Below are 19,711 nucleotides of genomic sequence, written 5' to 3' on the forward strand. Positions count from 1 at the left end.
GTAAAACCTCCTGTGCGATCGTCCACCATATTCTCCATACAATATACCACGTTAGGAAAAGCAAAAGAAACGCTAAAGAGCGCTACTCTTACGAAAAGTATGGATATGTCGTAGAGGGGGAAGACTATAAAGCAAAATAGGGGCTACGAGAAGGAGAAAATTCCACGATGCTGCTGTATCAATTAACGCAATGGTTTGAAGAGAGAAATTCGCTGCAAAAAGCTTTACTTAGCGGAGTAGAAGATCCGACGGGGGATTTGCAACTGAGAATGCGGGAAGTCGAAGAGCAGCTCTATTCGCAGGCAGAACGTTGGAGGAATGAGATAGGGGAAGCTTCTTATGTGCAGTTCCCCTATGAGGCGCCATATTTGAAGGATGACATGGTTCTATAGTGCATTTGGCAGGCGCTGCCTTTGTATTTCCTCGGTTTTCGTGTAGAATTAGGTAGAACAATAAACGAGAACAGAACGAGGTTTTTATATAATGAAAGTACTTGTATCTACACTTAATGCCAAATTCATTCATACCTCCTTAGCTTTGCGCTATTTAAAAGCTTTTTGTGAAAAAGACTTTGATGTGGAAATATCTGAATATACGATTAAAGACCCCGTGATGAATGTTGTCTCGGATATTTATCAAAAAGCTCCGGATGTGCTCGGTTTTTCGTGTTACATTTGGAACATTGAAGAAACCATCACGATTATTAAAATGATTAAAAAGATTAGACCCGATTTGCTGATTATGCTCGGAGGCCCTGAGGTTTCCTACGATACGGAGTATTGGATGAACCGCATACCTGAGGTTGATTTCATCGTGATGGGCGAAGGGGAAGAAACCTTTCATCAATTGTTGACCGAAATTTCAACGACACGCAAGTATCACTTCGTTTATGGACTCGCTTACCGTAAGGGTGAGGAGGTCATTTTGATGCCGGGCAGACCCAAGCTAAAGTTGGACGATATTCCTTCTCCTCATCGTTTTGCTGAAGATGTGCCGAGCTTGGCTAATCGGGTTGTTTATTTTGAGACGAGCCGCGGCTGTCCCTTCTCTTGCCAGTTCTGTCTGTCCAGTATTGAGGTAGGTGTCCGTTATTTCGATATGGAGCGCACAAAGGCGGATTTGCTTTATTTAATTGATTCGGGCGCAAAGCTGATTAAGTTCGTGGATCGAACCTTTAACATTAAGCGGGATTATGCGATGGAAATTTTTGAGTTTCTGATTGCTAATCATCGCGGCACCGTCTTTCAGTTTGAAATTACGGCAGACATTATGCGTCCAGAGGTGCTCGATTATTTAGCAGAGAATGCCCCGCCGGGCACTTTCCGTTTCGAAATCGGCGTTCAGTCTACGAATGATACGACCAATGATTTGGTACAGCGCCGTCAAAATTTCTTTAAATTGAGCCGAACGGTTTCAAAGGTGAAAAACAGTTTGAAAATCGATCAGCATCTCGATCTTATCGCGGGGCTTCCGGAAGAGGATTACAACTCGTTCCGTAAGACGTTTAATGATGTATTCGAGCTGGGGCCGGAAGAATTGCAGCTTGGATTTCTGAAAATGCTTCGCGGCACAGGGATGCGCAACGATGCTCATAAATATGGTTATGTGTATATGGACCATGCGCCCTATGAAATCCTGGGGAATGACATTTTGCCATTCACGGATTTAATTCGTATTAAGCGCGTTGAAGATGTGCTGGAGAAATATTGGAATGCCCACCGTATGGACCATACGGTTAAGTACCTGATTGCGCAGGAGTTTACGTCCGCGTTCGATTTTTTCCAAGAGTTCGGTGATTTCTGGGAAAAGCGCGGTTGGCAGAAAATCGGGCATCAGCTTGAAGACCTGTTCACCCGTTTGCGAGAGTTCCTGAACGATCGAGGAACAACGCGTATGAACATCGTGGAAGGTCTTATGAAGATTGATTATTTCCTGGGTCATAAATATAAGCCGCGCAAAATATGGTGGGACTTCACCTTGGAAAAGTCGGAGCAGAACGCTTACTTCAGACTGCTCGCTGAACAGCCTGAACGCGTGAGCGGAGAGTTCCACCGTCTCCGCATCAATGAAAAGGACCTCCATAAGCATACGATGCTGGAGGTTATGCCGTTCGCTTTGCAGACGTATCTGCAAAGCGGGGAGATCGACACAAGCAGCGAGGAGCTGCTTGTGGTGCACTACCCGCCGGATGCACAGCAGCCAGCCAGCTGTTACGCCATGCCGCTGGAGCCAGCAGCGGTTATCTAATAAAACGAAGCCCCGCTCTTTCCTTTCAAGGAGAGCGGGGCTTCTGTATGTGTATCGCGTGCAGTCAGGTCATCGCGAGGTATTTGATTGAAATGCGATCTGATGGGGTAATCAATGTTAGTTGAAACATAAACTTCATGACCCGAGAGGAGAGCTATCTAAGATTGAAACGTCAACGAAACAACTGGAAGAACAGATTGTAAAGGTGTTGGACGCAAACCATGTATGTTCGTTTGGCACGGTTGACGGCAAGAAACCAAAAGTGCGCTACATGGCCTTGTTTCACGATGGCTTAACGCTTTATTTGGCGACGAATAATAAAATGGATAAAGTGGATGAAATTACACCGTCAACGATTGAATACATGGCCAAAAATGCCAAGCCTCAGGTTTGGAAAAAGTAAGAACATGCATAGTGTCCATAGCAAAGAAGCCTCCATACCACTACATTCAGTGGATGGGGGCTTCTTGATTCCTATTTAAAGGATGGACGCCTTGGTTATAGGGTCTTGGAGGCTGGCTTTATTGTTTTGATCTCTGTTTTTTTAACCGATGTAGCGACTTTGGCGCCGCCATTTTTGTTTTTGGAGGCTTCAGCTCCTTTGACACCAGGACCGGCAGCTGTCGTTTTTCGAACCGGCTTTCCTTTGCTGCTGGCTTTCCAACGTGTCCAGCCCTTACTGTCAGTGCCTCTTCCCGTTCCGCCTTTACCCTTCGCCTTGCTCATATCCGTTCTTCACCTCATTCTTATCAGCTTTCATTATACCATCAATAAGGAGAATAACATCCCACCGGACGCATTTACCTAAAATCGAGCTCACTATGGCAGCATTCATTCATGAGGTTGATTTGTTTTCCTTAAAAATCCATTGACCATAATGGACGTTAGTGATAAGATTGAAAAAATTTACCTAAGGAACAATGAGGAGGAAATCGTAAAGTGGCCACGTATTACTTTGAACCATCCCGCACATTCAGTGAGTTTCTGTTAATTCCCAATCTGACGACCAAGGAATGCAACCCGTCAAATGTGAAGCTTCAAACCCCACTAGTCAAATTTAATAAAGGTGAGAAGCCTGACATTTCGCTGAACATCCCGTTCTCTTCTGCTGTCATGCAATCCGTGTCCGATGATGGAATGGCGATTGCACTCGCGCGTTGTGGCGGGATTTCATTTATTTTTGGCTCGCAATCCATTGAGGAAGAAGCACGTATGGTACGGAAAGTAAAAGGATACAAAGCCGGTTTCGTCATTAGCCGCTCCAATTTGACACCAGATCATACGCTTAGGGATGTATTGGAACTCAAGAAAGAGACAGGTCACTCTACGGTCGCAATTACCGATGACGGTACAGCGAATGGGAAATTGCTTGGGATTGTAACAGGACGCGATTATCGGACAAGTCGTGATCCTCTTGATCGACCGATTCATCTTTTTATGACACCATTCGATAAATTGATTTACGGGAAATCAGGGATTTCGTTATCGGATGCGAACAATTTAATTTGGGATCATAAATTAAATTGCCTCCCAATTGTGGATGAACAGCAGCAACTGGACACGCTTGTTTTCCGCAAAGATTATGATGAACATAAAGAAAATCCGCTAGAACTGCTGGATGCGAACAAAAGCTACATTGTCGGGGCAGGAATTAACACGAAGGATTACATGGAGAGAGTGCCTGCACTCGTTGAAGCGGGCGTAGATATCCTGGTCATCGATTCTTCCGATGGTTACAGTGAATGGCAGCGTGAAACCGTTCAGTACGTGAAACAAAATTTTAATGTAAAAATCGGAGCAGGTAATGTGGTTGACCGTGAAGGCTTCCTATACTTAGTGGAGTCTGGTGCTGATTTCGTGAAGGTTGGCATCGGCGGCGGTTCCATCTGTATTACACGGGAGCAAAAAGGGATTGGCCGCGGACAAGCGTCTGCAATTATGGAAGTGGTTGAAGCCAGAGACCAGTATTTCAAAGAAACAGGCACCTACATTCCTATTTGTTCAGATGGCGGTATTGTCCATGATTACCATATTACATTAGCACTGGCTATGGGGGCAGATTTCGTCATGATGGGTCGCTATTTTGCGCGATTCGATGAGAGCCCGACCCGCAAGCTGCGCGTAGGGAACAACTTCGTTAAAGAGTTCTGGGGCGAAGGCTCGAACCGCGCACGTAACTGGCAGCGTTATGACACAGGTGGCAAGAACAAGCTATTATTCGAGGAAGGCGTCGATTCCTATGTGCCTTATGCGGGAAGCTTACAGGAGAACCTGGACAGAACGATTGGCAAAATGAAGTCGACAATGTGCAACTGCGGATCACTGACTTTGGATGAGCTGAAAAACAATGCAAGAATCACGCTTGTTTCCGCAACTAGTCTTGTAGAAGGCGGCGCGCATGACGTGATCTTGAAAGAAAGCAGTTTAACAGAGGAAGAATAAATAACAGCAAAAGGCTCTCCATGGTCATCGAAGATGACGGATGGAGAGCCTTTTATATTGAGGGTGGATGCACCTGAGTGAATCCCTTATACACCTATGGCAAATAACTGCGAATCACTGTCATGCTGCCTTCAAGCGAGTAGCTGCCAAGATCGGCTGGAAGCAGAAAACAGTCTCCCGGTTTTGTGGAAATGCTGCCATCAGCCCATGCTAGTGTGCCATTGCCGTCTGCAACAACGAGAATAACGAAGCTTTCCGGGGAAGTAGCAAGTTCCCATTTGGGGCCTACTAGACCTTTTTCTACAGTGAAAAAGGGAGATTCGGCAAGGGTTAACCAAGTGCCTGCTTGCCCAATATCAGTTTTCATACGTGTGGATCCAGAGCCTTCGTAAGCAATAACATTCAAGGAATCTTCGATGTGAAGCTCACGCAGCTTGCCATCAAGACCTGGACGTTTGTAGTCGTATAAGCGGTAAGTGGTATCTGAGTTTTGCTGAATTTCGGCAACTAGGACCCCAGCGCCAAGCGCATGAACTGTTCCTGCCGGTATGTAGAAAGAATCGCCTGCTTCTACTGTGACTTCTTGCAAGCAATCCAGAATGCGATCTTCGGCAATAGCTTGCGCCAAGCTCTCGCGTGTAACGCCTTCTTGCATACCATATATAATTTTGGCGCCCGGTTTGGCATCAAGGATATACCACATTTCTGTTTTGCCCAGTTCACCGGCAGCTAAGTTCTCGTAGTGATCATTCGGATGCACTTGTACGGATAAGTCATCCTCGCAATCCAACAGCTTAATTAGAAGTGGAAAGCGACCGTTCTTTTCGGAAAATCCTTTGGTGCCGAATAAAGTGCTGCCATATTTCTCGCGAATTTCATCAAGGCCTAAGCCTGCCAAGGGTCCGTTAATGACTTTTGTGGTTCCGTTGGGATGATCACCTATCATCCAACCTTCGCCAATAGCGCCTTCCGGAAGTTCAAAACCGAACTTCTCCAGGGCTCTTCCTCCCCAGACGCGTTCCTTCATTTCAGGTTTAAATTGAAGCGGGTATGATTTCAAAGCTCTCCCTACTTTCTGTAAATTTCCCTATTAAGCAGCGTTTATACGCTCTCTTGATTATAGCATGCGGTTATCTTTTTTCTACTGCCAGCAAATAGGGAGCATGTTGATTCGTATTCATGAACTGGTAGCGAAGCACCTGAAAGGCTGCTAGGGATAGCTCGCGAGCCCAATGCTCGACGGCAGCTGTCTCTTCTGAACCTCCCTCGTGACCGCTGTATAGCACGATGGTTACGACACCACCCTTGCGCAGCAGGCGGAGGGCCGCTTCCAGAGCAGGAATCGTCGATTCTTGCTTCGTGATTGTAGCCGCATCGGCACCAGGCAAATAGCCGAGGTTAAACGTAACCGCGGCTACCTTGCCGTGGCGGTCCTTCGGCACTGCCGCTTCCATGAGCTCATGACTGCATAAGCTCAGCTGTACATAAGAAGATGCGTCTGGGAGATCCTTCTCCAGACGCATCAGGGTTTGATCCAGTGCTTGCTGTTGGATATCGAAGCCGTATACGTGCCCGCGGCTTCCCACCAGTTTTGCCAGAAATAAGGCGTCCACACCATTGCCGAGCGTCGCATCAATAACCGTATCGCCGGATTGCGCCCGCTGTTGGATGAGTTGATGGGCAAAACTTAAAACAGAAACAAATCCCATAGGATGAAAGCCTCCAAGCATGCTTGCAAATTTTTTGGCGCTAGTCAGCTCGCCTCAATTAGTTTAACTTGCCAGGCCAGAACTTGCCTTGCCAAGTGTTTCTTCTTTTGAGCTCCGCGTCGAAAGCATTCAATACTTCCCACTTCTTCAAGCTCCACATTGGCCCAATTAAGAGATCACGAGGAGCGTCCCCAGTTAGACGATGTACAATCATCTCTGGCGGCAAAGTCTCAAGGGTATCTACAATGAGCTCAACATACTCATCTTTTTCCAAAAATTGCAGGAGACCAGCTTCATACTGTTTGACCATAGGTGTTTTTCGCATCAAATGAAGCAAGTGAATTTTAATGCCTTGAACATCCATTTGAGCAACAGCTCGTCCCGTATCTAGCATCATCTCGCGTGTTTCCCCAGGCAAGCCATAAATGATATGCGCGCAGGTGCGTATATTATGCTTTCGCAGCTTCGCCACGGCGTCCAGATAACACTGCGTATCATGCGCGCGATTAATTAGCTGCGAGGTAGATTCGTGGACGGTTTGCAGCCCCATTTCGACCCAAAGATAGGTTCGCTCATTCAGCTCCGCTAAGTACTCAATAACATCATCTGGCAAACAGTCCGGTCTGGTAGCAATAGAAAGTCCTACAACACCCGGCTGCTGTAAAATGACTTCATAATATTCTCGTAGTTGTTCAACAGGCGCATAGGTGTTGGTGTATGCCTGAAAATAACCAATATATTTAGCCTCAGGCCACTTCTGGTGTTGAAGATCGCGTATCGTGTTAAACTGCGTAACCAAATCATCGCGGCGGCTTCCGGCGAAATCACCTGATCCCCGCGCACTGCAAAATGTGCAGCCGCCTGTCGCTATATTCCCATCGCGATTAGGGCAAGTAAAGCCTGCATCAAGCATCACTTTAAATACTTTTTCGCCGAATACTTCTCGCATTTCATAATTCCATGTATGGAAACGTTTGTCCCCCCACAATAGAGGTGACTCCTGGATACTTATAGACATAAGGTCGTGCCCCTTTCCAACACTATTGTAGCGAAAATCAGACCTGAAAGCGACCCCTGTCTTTCCAACAAGTTCCCCGTTAAAGTAGCTCTAAGAGCACATGATAACTTGGCATAACCATTACAAGTCGAAAGGGGAATGAAGATGAAGAAATTTCGTACTGTAACTTTAACGGTAGCTCTTACGGCGGCAATGAGTTTGGGTGCGCTGGGTGCCCATGCCAACACAATGGGGACGACAACGACGAATAGCTACACGGGAAGCACAGGTACGACGAGCACGGGGATGACGGGAACGGGAACTATAGGAACGGGTACAGGAACGACAGGAACTTCAGGAACAATCGGGAGCATGGGAGCAGGAACTACGACACCATCGGGCTACACAGGAAGCAATTATGATGCAACGGTAGGAACGGGAACAGGCGTGAGTGCATATCCAAGCTCAAGCCCTTATCCGAATGTGAGTGGAACAGGTGTGAGTGCATATCCAAGCTCAAGCCCTTACCCGAATGTAAGTGGAACAGGTGTAGTTGATCAAATCAAAGGTTACGGCAACAATATGTTGGATCGTATGAGCACAACGGGGACTGGAATTAAACACCACGATGGCAATTACGATACATCATCTATTCGTACTTATGCGACTACAGCAACAGATAAGTCGTCTATGAACTGGGGATGGCTTGGACTGCTGGGATTAATCGGGCTTGCTGGTCTGCGTGGAAATAACAGAACACGTTCGGAAGAACATTAGAAGCCAAGCCATTTTACTATTCACGTAGCACGCCCTCCTGTCGGAGGGTGTTTATTTTTAGAGAGCTTATATGTTTGGTTAGGGTTAAGCGGAAGCTTAATCCTTATTAATTTTTTGTCAAAAATGTGGATATGGTATGTCTAGAAAGATAACACTGTTTTTCATTGCTACAGCAGTCAGTCCAAGCAATAACTCCACTATAACGCTGCAAAACGTGCTTACAGATAGACAAGTAGATCAAAAGCGACATATTTGGAATTTTAACACTGTTTTTCATTGCTACAGCAGTCAGTTTATGCAATAACTCCACTATAACACTGAAAAACGTGCTTGCAGATAGGATCGTCAGGATTTTCTGGCGGTTTTTCTCGTCGTTTTTTGTAAACTGTGGCCATTATGACATTCCTACATCAGAGATCCCTTTGATTTTTTCTCTGGAATCGTCTATGATTTGATTCGATAGCTTGGACGTGTAGGAGGCCTATTAGATGCGTTTACGGGGAAGAAAAGGAATTAGGGAAGATATAGAAAGTCAGAAGGAACTTGTGGTCTTGAATGCGAAGGATCATAAGGGGAAATGGGCCGAATTATTCGGCAACAACAATCCTATTCATGCTGAGCTTGGCATGGGTAAAGGACGGTTCATCAGCGAGATGAGCAAGAAGTATCCCAACGTGAATTTTATTGGCGTTGATATGTACGACGAGTTGATTCGCAAAGCCAGTGAGAAAGCGAAAGCCGCTCATTCCAATAGCCAAGAAGAAACAGATCAAGATGCTCCGCTTAGTATTCCTAATCTAAAGCTGATGCTTTTCAATATCGAACATATTGAGGAAGCTTTTGAGGAGGGTGAGCTGGAGCGGGTTTATCTGAATTTCAGCGATCCATGGCCGAAGAAGAAGCATGCGCGCAGACGCTTGACTCATCCGGGATTCGTAACGAAATATCAACAAATCCTCAATAGCAACGGTGAGATTCATTTGAAAACCGATTCCCAATCGCTATTTGAATTTTCTTTGAATTCTTTTGCGGATATGGGGTTGAGAATGCGTAACATTTCCTTGAATTTACATGTGGATGGAATCCATCCTGATCATGTAATGACAGAGTACGAAACCAAATTCGCCGGACAAGGGATGAACATTCATCGCTGTGAAGTTGTCATTGGAGAAGCTGCACTTGCGGCACATCTGGAACAATTGAATCAGCCGAAACCTGAATCCTAGCCAATGAAGAAAAAAGACGATTTCCGCTGCTAAGCGCAGTAGGAGATCGCCTTTTTCGTTTATACATCAACCGAGTAATTCCATGATGACCTCGGAGCAATCGGTCGAAGGCAAGCTCATCATTTTAAGGGAATTCGAGCGCGTTTAGCCTCCACGTCGGTATACCTGCCGGCAAGCATCGCCAGCCAGTTCGTGATCGTATCAGCAGACCGGATAGGCTCCCCAAACCCATGCTGTGTGAAATAATGCAGGTTTTCTTCTTCCTGACCCGGTATCGGATCGTAAAACAGCATCGGAATTGACTTTGCCATTCCCTCCGAGCAGGTCATGCCGCCGGGCTTGGTTATGAGCAAGTCGGATACTTCCATTAGCTTGCCAATCTCATCGGTAAAACCGAGCAGCCGGATATTCGGATGTTGATAACGAGTATCCATAGCAAGCTTGGCCAAGGCACGTTCATTATTCCCGGAACAGAAGATGAACTGAATATGATCTCTCCATCTCATCAGATGCTCGCTAAGCGAATGGCCGCCAATGAGTCCCCAGCCACCTCCCATCACAAGCACGGTAGGCATTTGCTTCAACTGGAATTGCTGTCTGATGATTGCTTTATCATGGGCTTCGCGAAAGCTAGGATGGACAGGTATGCCCGTAATTTCGACTTGCGCTTCAGATATACCGCGACCGAGCAATTTATTTTTGACGTCTTCTGTCGAAACCATATACTTATTGACCTCTTCGCTGATCCATGTCCCGTGTACATCGTAATCCGTAATTACCGTACATAACGGTATGGCTAGGCCGGCTCTTTTTAAACGAGATACGACAACACTGGGAAAAGGGTGGGTGCAGACAATAGCCTGCGGTTCCCACTGGCCTATAATGGCTGCCGTTTGGGCATAAAAAATGCGGTGCAACGCCAATTGCGTCAACCGGTTCAACGATTTTTTATATTGAGAGCGGTATAATTTACCGTATAGTTTGGGTTGAGAGGTTAACGTCTTTTTGTACGCATGGAAAATCCACGGTGCTATAGTTGGATGCAAAAAGGAGCCTAGTTCCAATACACGTGTCTCGATATGCGAGCAGCGCCGCTCTAAGGTAACGGCCAGTGCATAAGCTGCTTGAGTATGGCCGGCTCCGAAGCCTTCGGAGAGAATCAGCACTCGTTTTTTACCTTGCGAAACATCCATTTTGTTTACCCCCAGAAAGCTACTGTCGCTAGAGAAGCCGTCGTTCCGATCAAACAGCCTACGATACAATCAGAAGGATAATGAAGCCCTAAATAAATGCGCGATAGGCCAACTATGAGTGCGAGTGGTATGAGAACAAGCGCAAGCGAAGGCATTGCCGCAACAAAAGGGAAGATGATAGAAAAGATAGCGGTTGTATGTCCGGATGGAAAAGAATGATCCGTCAATGGGTTTTTGCCGATAATCGTTTGTGGAAGAACCAAATAAGGCCTTAATCGCGGATATTTTTTTTTGATAATCGCCACTGGAATATGGCTGATTGTTAAAGCAATAAGGGCTTGAATGCCTGCTGTTCGCAGCACGCCTTGACCAAATAAAGCGCAGCATAAGGAAATGACAATAGATGCTGTTGCCCCGCCTAAATGTGTGATTTTAGAAAATAAATGATCAAGGAAGAAGTGCTGGATACGTTGATTCACAAAGTGGAACATACGTGTTTCATGATCTTGAAGCCAGTTCACGACTTTGCTCATGAGTAATAGCCTCCTTCATAAAGTAGGATTCTTTTAATGTCCTATTTTCATTGTAAAGAACGTTTATTAAAAGAAGATTAACGCAGTAATAAACTTTTTAACAATATAATTTTACGCTCCTCTGATTTGTCGTTAACATTCCTGTGCTAGCATGATGTCGTAGAGGGAGATCAAGTAATGAAGGGGCTGATGAGGTTGCGAGTTGCCTTATTTACGGATACGTTTCTTCCAGATGTGAACGGTGTGGCGAGGACGCTGGGAAGATGGACACAATTTCTGGAGGCCAAAGGTGTTGCTTGCCAAGTTTTTGCTCCCACAAGTATGACAGAAGGTGACGAGGATCCATTTCGCGTGGAGCGTTTTTACAGTATTCCCTTTTTATTGTACCCCGAATGTCGACTGGCTATCCCTAACCCTCTGCATATTCGTAAATCGCTCCATGCCTTCAGACCTACGATCATCCACTGTGCGACCCCGTTTAACTTGGGCCTATTCGGCCTTCATCATGCCCGTAAGCACAAAACTCCACTTGTCGCTTCTTACCACACTCACTTTGACCAGTACTTAAGTCATTATAAAATTCCCTGGGTTGAGCCGACGCTGTGGAAATATATGCAGTGGTTTCACCAAAGCTGTCAGAAGGTGTATGTCCCCTCTAGGTCAACTTTGGATCATCTCCATGCCAAAGGTCTCAGTAATTTGGAAATTTGGAGCCGCGGTGTCGATACAGAGCGATTTAGACCTATAGCGGACCGACGGACTGTGTTGGCGGATTACGGAGTAGACCCTGAGAAATTCGTCCTTCTCTATGTGGGACGATTGGCCCCTGAGAAAAGTGTCGAAATCGCGTTTGAAAGCTTTGTAACTCTCCCTGAGCACATTAGAAGCCGCTGTCACTTGGTTATTGCAGGCGACGGACCGTCTGCGGCCATGTTTCGCGAATGCTATGGAGGGCAGTCGGATGTGACATTGACCGGTTTCGTGCAAGGTCAGCCATTGACTGAGCTTTATGCGGCGGCAGATGTGTTTCTCTTTCCTTCGTCCACGGAAACTTTCGGGAATGTGATTCTGGAATCGATGGCCTGCGAAACAGCGGTGATTGGATCTGCCGCAGGCGGGGTAAGAGATACTATAGAGCATGAATCGACTGGTTTGTTGTGCCCGCCAGGCGATGTTTTTGCTTTTTCACAAGCGATCATCCGATTATATGAATCGAACGACTTGCGGTTTAAACTTGCGAAGGCAGGCAGGGAATATGCTATGCGGCAATCATGGGATCGCATATTTCATAAGCTGTTAGTCAGCTACGAATCCGTTGTTGAGGCATCCATGGAGAACGCACTGCATGTTTCTTCCCAACGAATGATTCGCTAACCGATCAAATTCACAGAAGTTGTCAGAGGCATCGCAGGTGACTTATAATAAAGCCCGAGTTACATGGAACCGAGTTAGTTCGTCTAAATGGTGAACTTTTTGTGCACAATAAAATGAAAAACGATGAAAACAGGACATTAACGATCTGATTTCAAGCACTTGCTGCCTAGTCTTTGCGCGTTCCCCATAAACCTGAAAGAACTGACGATATTTCGGTTTTTGTAGACTTTGACAAATGGGGGGAAAGAGAGGAAAATCAAGAACGGTTATTCACCTGTACATAAAACTGCGCATAGGCGTATAAAAAGATAGCGTGTGTGCATAAACAAAAAAGGGGGACTTTGCTTCATGCTCGACAATATTGTGCTTACCTTTCAAATTGGCTTGGCTTTGGTAGGAGCGTATCAATTGTTTTTAACTTTTTTCGGATGGTACCGTCCAAAAAACAAACAGAAGTTTGCCCCGCAGAAATCGTTTGCTGTCTTAGTCGCCGCTCATAATGAGGAGCAAGTTGTTGGTGCATTGATCGAGAATCTCAAAACTTTGGATTACCCCAAAGAGTTGTATGACATCTTCGTAATTTGCGATAACTGTACCGACAATACAGCGGATATTGCCCGTCATCATGGTGTCTACGCCATGGAACGTCATAACCCTAACCTCAGAGGAAAAGGTTATGCGATTGAATGGATGCTGAAAGAGCTGTGGAAACGTGAACGTCAATACGATGCGGTAGTGATGTTGACGCGGATAATTTATCAAGTCCCGATTATTTAATTCACATGAACAATGATTTATGCTCAGGTTCAAGAGTTATTCAAGCCTACCTGGACAGTAAAAATCCGACAGATTCCTGGGTGACAGGTTCATATGCGATTTCGTACTATTTTGCTAACCGTTTCTGGCAAATGCCACGTACGAACTTAGGACTTGCCAATTACTTGGGCGGTACCGGCATGTGTTTTGAATCCAAGCTGCTTAAACAGATCGGTTGGGGAGCTACCAGCCTTGTTGAGGATTTGGAATTCTCGATGCGTTGTATCAAGATGGGGATCAGGCCGACTTACAACTACGAAGCCATTGTGTATGATGAAAAGCCTTTGACCTTTAAAGTATCAGCCAAACAACGTCTTCGTTGGATGCAAGGACACTTTGATGTCGCTAAGCGCTACTTCTTCCCGCTTTTATGGCAGGGGATCAAGGAAGGCAGTTGGACCAAGATAGATGCTGCAATATACTCGGCTAACGTGTATAACTTCTTCTTCGGTGCCATTATCAGCGTGCTGCTGTGGATCAAATCGGTGACTCCCGGTTGGTCTGCGACACCTATGCTAGCCGATATTAACCCGGTTTTCTTCAACACGGTAAGTATTGCTATTTACATTCTGCTGCCGATCTCGATGTACGTTGAGAAAGCGCCGGGCAAAGTGTACAAATACTTGATTCTTTATCCCGTATTTATGTTGTCTTGGTGGCCAATTACGTTCTATGCGTTCTTTACGCAAAATAACAAACAGTGGAGCCATACCGAACATACACGCGTTATTCGTCTTGATGAAATGAAAAGCAAACAAGTGAGTTGACATCCCTTTCGCGACATGTTATTATATTTCAAGTAAAAGAAGAAGCGCCCGCTTCTCACCTGACCGACACCGTTGGCTGGTTTGAATGAATCATCATGTATGTAGAATAGGTTTAGATAAACCTGTTATTGATGAAGATGTGGGCCAATGCGCCCACATCTTTTTTATATGGATAGAGAGTTACATACTATGTGGAGGTGGAACATATTAGCAAAGACCATATGATTAACGATGAGATTCGCGTAAAAGAAGTGCGCCTGATTGGGGCGGATGGAGAACAACTCGGCATTACGCCGATTCGCGAAGCTCTTCAAATTGCATTGGACGCGAACCTGGATTTAGTGAACGTGGCACCGACGGCGAAGCCGCCTGTATGCCGCATCATGGATTACGGTAAATTCCGTTACGAAACACAGAAGAAAGAAAAAGAAGCTCGCAAAAATCAGAAGATTGTGGATATCAAAGAAATTCGCTTAAGTGCGACAATCGATGAACACGACTTCCAAACGAAGCTTCGCAATGCGGTTAAGTTTCTTGGCGAAGGCGATAAAGTTAAAGCCAGCGTTCGATTCCGTGGTCGTGAAATTGCACACTCCGAGATCGGCCGTAAGGTGCTTGAACGTTTAGCTACAGAAACGGCTGAGATCTCCTCGCAGGAGCGTGCTCCTAAGCTTGAAGGACGCAGCATGATCATGATTTTAACGCCGAAAGCTACCGTTTAAGGCGAGTATACTAAATTAGGAGGAACAACACCATGCCAAAAATGAAAACACATAGCAGCTTGAAAGGCCGTTTCAAAATTACTGGCACAGGCAAAGTGATGAGATACAAACAAGGTAAAAATCACTTGCTTTCTGGTAAATCGTCCCGTCAAAAGCGCGATTTGTCCACGAACCCAGTTATGGCTCCAGGCGATGTACGTCGTCTGAAACAACAACTATCCAACATCAAAGGTTAATATTCGAACATTATATATATATCCCGGGAGGTAGTTCACAATGGCAAGAGTCAAGGGCGGATTCGTTCGCGCTCATCGTCGCAAGAAAATTTTAAAACTAGCAAAAGGTTATTTCGGTTCCAAACATCGCTTATTTAAAACAGCCAAAGAACAAGTAATGAAATCTTTGGTTTACGCATACCGTGACCGTCGTCAAACGAAACGTAATTTCCGCAGACTGTGGATTACACGTATCAACGCAGGCGCTCGTCAAAATGGTTTGAGCTACAGCAAATTGATGCATGGCCTGAAATTGGCTGGTATTGACATCAACCGTAAAATCTTGGCTGATTTGGCTGTGAATGATTCCAAAGCGTTCAACGATTTGGCAACAGCTGCAAAAGCAAAAGTAAACGCGTAAGCTTGGCTTAGCGTTCCAAGGAGCTTGTCCCCTTTTGGGGGCAGGCTCTTTTATATAGAATTAGATTGGATTTGAAGGCGATTTGCTGATCGGCAGCCTCTAATTTTCCTGATGGATAGGGGCTTATCGGATCCATTTTTGTTTTATTCAATGAGACTATTGACTAATGCTCGAGGGATGCATATAATTATCTCTAAATCATATTCTAATATGGTCAATCAACACTATCGAATCGGCTATGAAGAGGAAGAAGTATTAAGGGCACTTATGCGCAGAGAGCGTTGGAATTGCTGAAACCATCGCCTTAATCCCTTAGGTACAAGGTCACCTCGGAGCTGTTTTCCTGAAACATCCGGCACGCCGTTATGGATAGGGAAAATCGGAATAGCACACGTTACCGTGCTGAGGGTATGAATCCTAGCGGAGCATACCTGCTAAGGCTATGAGCTGTGAGGCGCATGGCAAATTTGGGTGGTACCACGGAAGCTTAAACCCCTTTCGTCCCGTTTAACACGTTACGTGCGTGTACGGGATGAATAGGGGTTTTTCTTATTTTCAAAAAAAAGCTTGATTCACAAGAACTGACTTTTCGAGAGGAGGATCACAATGAATGTTCAAACTGAACCAAAACGCTCAAAAGAAGAACTGATTGACAAGCTGACACAGCCGGACCTGATTACAGGCTCTGAGATTTTGCTGAGAAGCTTATTGCTGGAGGGTGTGGACTGCGTCTTTGGATATCCGGGCGGAGCTGTATTGTACATCTATGATGCGATGCACGGCTTTGATGACTTTAACCACCTACTGACGAGACATGAGCAAGGCGCCATTCATGCAGCCGATGGCTACGCTCGTTCAACAGGCAAAGTTGGCGTTTGTATCGCAACTTCCGGACCGGGGGCAACGAACCTCGTCACAGGAATAGCTACTGCATATATGGATTCCGTTCCACTGGTCATTATTACAGGGAACGTAGCAACAAACTTCATTGGTACGGATGCTTTCCAAGAGGCGGACATTACCGGTATTACGATGCCGATTACGAAGCATAGTTATCTGGTTCGGGATGTTGAAGATCTGCCGCGCATCATTCATGAAGCGTTCCACATTGCGAACTCTGGTCGTAAAGGTCCGGTTCTCATTGACATACCGAAAGATGTTTCCGCTCATAAAACGATATTTAAACCTGCTACAGATGTTAGCATCCGCGGCTATAACCCGACGGTTCAACCTAACAAACTGCAAGTAGACAAACTGATCAAGGCTATTGAAGAGGCAGAACGCCCGGTTATTATCGCTGGCGGCGGGGTTGTTTACGCAAATGCATCCGAAGAATTGATCGAGTTCGTTAACAAAACGCGTATCCCTGTTGCTACGACATTGCTTGGCTTAAGCGGCTTCCCAAGCGCACACGAGCTTTGGCTCGGAATGCCGGGAATGCATGGCACGTATACAGCGAACCAAGCTATTCAAAACGCGGATCTCCTGATTTCCATCGGTTCCCGATTCGATGATCGCGTGACGATGAATCTGAACGGATTTGCGCCAAGAGTGAAAAAAATCGCGCATATTGATGTGGATCCTGCGGAAATCGGCAAGAACGTGAAAACGGATATCCCTTGTGTCGGCGATGTGAAAGCCGTACTGGAATATGCAAACACGAAAGCGAAGTCAGCTAATAGTGCAGCTTGGATCACAGAACTTCAGGATAGTAAAGAGAAATTCCCGCTGAAGTATAATGATTCTGAGAGTGAATTAAAACCACAATTCGTGATTGAAATGATCAGCGAAACGACCAAAGGCGAAGCTATTGTAACGACAGACGTTGGACAGCACCAAATGTGGGCCGCTCAATTCTACCGTTTCAAAAACCCGCGCTCCTTGGTAACCTCAGGTGGGTTGGGTACGATGGGCTTCGGATTCCCATCCGCGATCGGCGCACAAATGGGGAACCCGGATAAACTGGTTGTGTCTATTAATGGCGATGGTGGCGTGCAAATGTGTGCTCAAGAGCTTGCAATTTGTGCGATCAATAACATTCCGGTGAAAATAGTCATTATTAACAACCAAGTACTTGGCATGGTTCGCCAGTGGCAGGAAATCATCTACGATAACCGTTACAGCCATATTGATTTGGCCGGCAGCCCAGACTTTGTGAAGTTGGCAGAAGCTTATGGCGTTAAAGGCTTGCGCGCTACAACGAAGGAAGAAGCACGCAAAGCATGGCAAGAAGCACTCGATACACCAGGTCCTGTCGTTATTGATTTCGTCGTTCCAAAAGGGGAGAATGTCTTCCCAATGGTGAAGGCGGGCGATACGATTAGTGACATGTTAATGGGGGATTAAGGGATGACGACAACGAAGCATACGGTTTCCGTACTAGTAAACAATCAGCCTGGTGTCCTGCAGCGTGTATCCGGCTTGTTTGGACGCAGAGGCTTTAATATTGAAAGCATCACGGTAGGAGAGTCCGAAGAAATCGGACTTTCCCGGATGGTCATTGTAACAACGGGCGACGATAATACCTTGGAGCAAATTTCCAAGCAGCTGTACAAGCTGATTGACGTTATTAAAGTTATCGATCTCAGCTCCAATCCAATGGTAGCCAGAGAGCTTGCTCTTATTAAAGTAAATGCGGAGCCAACGATGCGTCCGGAAATACTCGGAATCGTAGAGACTTTCCGTGCAGCGGTTGTTGATATTGGGCCAACATCAATTATCGTGCAAGTTGTGGGAGATTCAGATAAAATAGATGCTATGGTCGAATTGCTTCGTCCATATGGCATTCGCGAACTTTCCCGTACAGGAGTTACAGCGATGATTCGCGGTTCGGTCAAATAAGCAATAAACACGTGATGGTAAAGAGGTAAAGCCTCCTTGAGTGGGGCTTTCAGCGGTTGACTCTTTAGCGCTTGAAAAGGGTAAACCGTTGAAACACCCACTCAAGGGGTAGACAAAACGGATTCATCATATCAAAGGAGGATTTATTCGAATGGCAGTTACTACTTATTATGAAAAAGATGCAGACTTAGCGGTACTTAAAGGCAAAACAATTGCAGTGGTTGGTTATGGTTCCCAAGGGCACGCACAAGCACAAAACTTGCGTGACAGCGGATTGAACGTTATTATCGGTCTTCGTGAAGGCCGTTCTTGGAACGCAGCAAAAAATGACGGTTTCGAAGTTGTATCCGTTGAAGAAGCGGCAAAACGCGCTGACGTGATCCAAATCTTGATGCCGGACGAAACACAAGCTCGCGTATACCGTGAGTCCATTCAGCCTAACATGAAAAAAGGCGCAGCGATCATGTTCTCCCACGGTTTCAACATTCACTTTGGTCAAATCGTAGCTCCTGAAGGTACAGATGTATTCTTAGTAGCTCCTAAATCCCCAGGCCACATGGTACGTCGTACCTATGTAGAAGGATTTGGCGTTCCTGGCTTAATCGCAATCGAAAAAGACGCTACTGGCAATGCAAAAGCTATCGGTCTTGCTTATGCAAAAGGTATCGGTTGTACACGCGCAGGGGTTATCGAAACTTCCTTCCGTGAAGAAACAGAAACAGATTTGTTCGGTGAGCAAGCTGTTCTGTGCGGTGGTGCTTCTGAACTGGTTAAAGCTGGTTTCGAAACTTTAGTTGAAGCAGGCTATGCACCTGAAATGGCTTACTTCGAGTGTCTGCACGAATTGAAATTGATCGTTGACATGATGTATGAAGGCGGACTTGCTTCCATGCGCAGTTCCATCTCCAACACAGCTGAGTACGGTGACTATGTAACTGGACCTCGTATCATCACAGCTGAAACGAAAAAAGCGATGAAAGAAGTTCTTTCCGACATCCAACAAGGTAAGTTCGCTCGCGACTTCATCTTGGAAAACCAATCCAACTTTGCATTCATGAATGCAACTCGCCGCAACGAAGCTCAGCACCCAATCGAGGTTGTTGGTTCCCAATTGCGCGAAATGATGCACTGGATCAAAAAGTAATCATTCATTAATCAAATAGATGTTCATTCCACAGGGAGTGTTTGGGGAGAATTTCCCAATCACTCCCTGTGAATACTATAAAGACGAGTAAAGATTTAAACTGTGTCTATTAAATCTTCGAAGTACAGCTCAGTGGAGGGCTCAGTGTTTGCCGGAGAAGCGTAGCGCTCGCCTTTGAATTTGTATGGTAACCCCATATTCAATCAAGGCATACAAATTCAACAGCGATCGGAGCAAATGCTGAAGACCGGAACGGTCAGCAGTTTGGATTAGGTTTTAATCCATTT

The 19,711-nt window shown here is 45.7% G+C and carries 19 protein-coding genes and 1 pseudogene; 14 read left to right on the plus strand and 6 right to left on the minus strand.

From position 1 onward, the window contains the following. Positions 1 to 167 precede the first annotated feature (167 nt). The 3 genes from FU659_RS04420 to FU659_RS04430 all read left to right on the plus strand — a co-directional run bounded on the left by FU659_RS04420 (position 168) and on the right by FU659_RS04430 (position 2,650). A complete protein-coding gene (locus FU659_RS04420; RefSeq protein WP_147946437.1) occupies positions 168 to 392 on the plus strand; it encodes a hypothetical protein in 225 nt (74 codons plus the stop codon). A 91-nt stretch (positions 393 to 483) separates the two neighbouring features. Continuing rightward, positions 484 to 2,247, plus strand: a complete 1,764-nt coding sequence (locus FU659_RS04425; RefSeq protein WP_147946438.1) for a B12-binding domain-containing radical SAM protein — start codon at positions 484 to 486, stop codon at positions 2,245 to 2,247. 121 nt (positions 2,248 to 2,368) lie between these two features. Further along, a complete protein-coding gene (locus FU659_RS04430; protein WP_261807606.1) occupies positions 2,369 to 2,650 on the plus strand; it encodes a pyridoxamine 5'-phosphate oxidase family protein in 282 nt (93 codons plus the stop codon). Positions 2,651 to 2,745: 95 nt separating this feature from the next. Here the strand turns inward: FU659_RS04430 and FU659_RS04435 are convergent, their stop codons facing one another. Further along, positions 2,746 to 2,973 carry a DUF3934 family protein gene (locus tag FU659_RS04435; protein WP_147946439.1) on the minus strand — a complete coding sequence of 76 codons (228 nt, stop codon included), beginning with the start codon at positions 2,971 to 2,973 and terminating at the stop codon, positions 2,746 to 2,748. Positions 2,974 to 3,186: 213 nt separating this feature from the next. Between FU659_RS04435 and FU659_RS04440 the strand changes: the two genes are divergently transcribed. Continuing rightward, the gene (locus FU659_RS04440; protein ID WP_147946440.1) at positions 3,187 to 4,689 is read left to right on the plus strand and encodes an IMP dehydrogenase; all 1,503 of its coding nucleotides are present in this window, start codon (positions 3,187 to 3,189) and stop codon (positions 4,687 to 4,689) included. A gap of 94 nt (positions 4,690 to 4,783) precedes the next feature. Here FU659_RS04440 and FU659_RS04445 read toward each other — a convergent pair whose 3' ends face one another. The 3 genes from FU659_RS04445 to mnmL all read right to left on the minus strand — a co-directional run bounded on the left by FU659_RS04445 (position 4,784) and on the right by mnmL (position 7,416). Continuing rightward, positions 4,784 to 5,749 carry a type I phosphomannose isomerase catalytic subunit gene (locus FU659_RS04445; protein ID WP_147946441.1) on the minus strand — a complete coding sequence of 322 codons (966 nt, stop codon included), beginning with the start codon at positions 5,747 to 5,749 and terminating at the stop codon, positions 4,784 to 4,786. A 70-nt stretch (positions 5,750 to 5,819) separates the two neighbouring features. Further along, a complete protein-coding gene (gene mnmM / locus FU659_RS04450; protein WP_147946442.1) occupies positions 5,820 to 6,398 on the minus strand; it encodes a tRNA 5-(aminomethyl)-2-thiouridylate-methyltransferase MnmM in 579 nt (192 codons plus the stop codon). 58 nt (positions 6,399 to 6,456) lie between these two features. After that, the gene (gene mnmL / locus FU659_RS04455) at positions 6,457 to 7,416 is read right to left on the minus strand and encodes a tRNA modification radical SAM protein MnmL/YtqA (RefSeq protein WP_147946443.1); all 960 of its coding nucleotides are present in this window, start codon (positions 7,414 to 7,416) and stop codon (positions 6,457 to 6,459) included. A gap of 144 nt (positions 7,417 to 7,560) precedes the next feature. Between mnmL and FU659_RS04460 the strand changes: the two genes are divergently transcribed. Continuing rightward, positions 7,561 to 8,172 carry a WGxxGxxG family protein gene (locus FU659_RS04460; RefSeq protein ID WP_147946444.1) on the plus strand — a complete coding sequence of 204 codons (612 nt, stop codon included), beginning with the start codon at positions 7,561 to 7,563 and terminating at the stop codon, positions 8,170 to 8,172. A 488-nt stretch (positions 8,173 to 8,660) separates the two neighbouring features. After that, positions 8,661 to 9,398 carry a tRNA (guanosine(46)-N7)-methyltransferase TrmB gene (gene trmB, locus FU659_RS04465; RefSeq protein ID WP_147946445.1) on the plus strand — a complete coding sequence of 246 codons (738 nt, stop codon included), beginning with the start codon at positions 8,661 to 8,663 and terminating at the stop codon, positions 9,396 to 9,398. A 119-nt stretch (positions 9,399 to 9,517) separates the two neighbouring features. Here the strand turns inward: trmB and FU659_RS04470 are convergent, their stop codons facing one another. Then, positions 9,518 to 10,591 (minus strand): MGDG synthase family glycosyltransferase, encoded by a 1,074-nt coding sequence (locus tag FU659_RS04470; RefSeq protein WP_147946446.1) that lies wholly within the window; start codon positions 10,589 to 10,591, stop codon positions 9,518 to 9,520. Between the two features lie 5 nt (positions 10,592 to 10,596). Continuing rightward, the gene (locus FU659_RS04475) at positions 10,597 to 11,124 is read right to left on the minus strand and encodes a phosphatase PAP2 family protein (protein WP_147946447.1); all 528 of its coding nucleotides are present in this window, start codon (positions 11,122 to 11,124) and stop codon (positions 10,597 to 10,599) included. A 177-nt stretch (positions 11,125 to 11,301) separates the two neighbouring features. On the opposite strand from FU659_RS04475, the gene FU659_RS04480 reads away from it, so the two are divergent. The 8 genes and pseudogenes from FU659_RS04480 (at position 11,302) to ilvC (ending at position 19,424) form a co-directional block, all read left to right on the plus strand. Beyond that, complete coding sequence (locus FU659_RS04480; RefSeq protein WP_261807607.1) at positions 11,302 to 12,498, plus strand: glycosyltransferase family 4 protein; 1,197 nt, start codon at positions 11,302 to 11,304, stop codon at positions 12,496 to 12,498. A 348-nt stretch (positions 12,499 to 12,846) separates the two neighbouring features. Beyond that, a pseudogene (locus FU659_RS04485) lies at positions 12,847 to 14,081 on the plus strand (glycosyltransferase family 2 protein). Between the two features lie 221 nt (positions 14,082 to 14,302). Then, a complete protein-coding gene (gene infC, locus FU659_RS04490; protein WP_147946529.1) occupies positions 14,303 to 14,803 on the plus strand; it encodes a translation initiation factor IF-3 in 501 nt (166 codons plus the stop codon). Positions 14,804 to 14,835: 32 nt separating this feature from the next. Continuing rightward, a complete protein-coding gene (gene rpmI, locus FU659_RS04495; protein ID WP_147946448.1) occupies positions 14,836 to 15,039 on the plus strand; it encodes a 50S ribosomal protein L35 in 204 nt (67 codons plus the stop codon). Positions 15,040 to 15,079: 40 nt separating this feature from the next. Then, on the plus strand, positions 15,080 to 15,439 hold the full coding sequence (gene rplT / locus FU659_RS04500; protein ID WP_147946449.1) for a 50S ribosomal protein L20: 360 nt from the start codon (positions 15,080 to 15,082) through the stop codon (positions 15,437 to 15,439). A gap of 606 nt (positions 15,440 to 16,045) precedes the next feature. After that, entirely contained in the window at positions 16,046 to 17,785 is a 1,740-nt protein-coding gene (gene ilvB / locus FU659_RS04505; protein ID WP_147946450.1) for a biosynthetic-type acetolactate synthase large subunit, read from the plus strand. A gap of 3 nt (positions 17,786 to 17,788) precedes the next feature. After that, entirely contained in the window at positions 17,789 to 18,280 is a 492-nt protein-coding gene (gene ilvN / locus FU659_RS04510; RefSeq protein ID WP_147946451.1) for an acetolactate synthase small subunit, read from the plus strand. Positions 18,281 to 18,431: 151 nt separating this feature from the next. Continuing rightward, positions 18,432 to 19,424: a ketol-acid reductoisomerase gene (gene ilvC, locus FU659_RS04515; protein WP_147946452.1), complete on the plus strand. Its 993-nt coding sequence runs from the start codon at positions 18,432 to 18,434 to the stop codon at positions 19,422 to 19,424. Positions 19,425 to 19,711: the final 287 nt, after the last annotated feature.

The organism is Paenibacillus sp. N3.4, assembly GCF_008017805.1.
Classification (GTDB): Bacteria; Bacillota; Bacilli; order Paenibacillales; family NBRC-103111; genus Paenibacillus_E.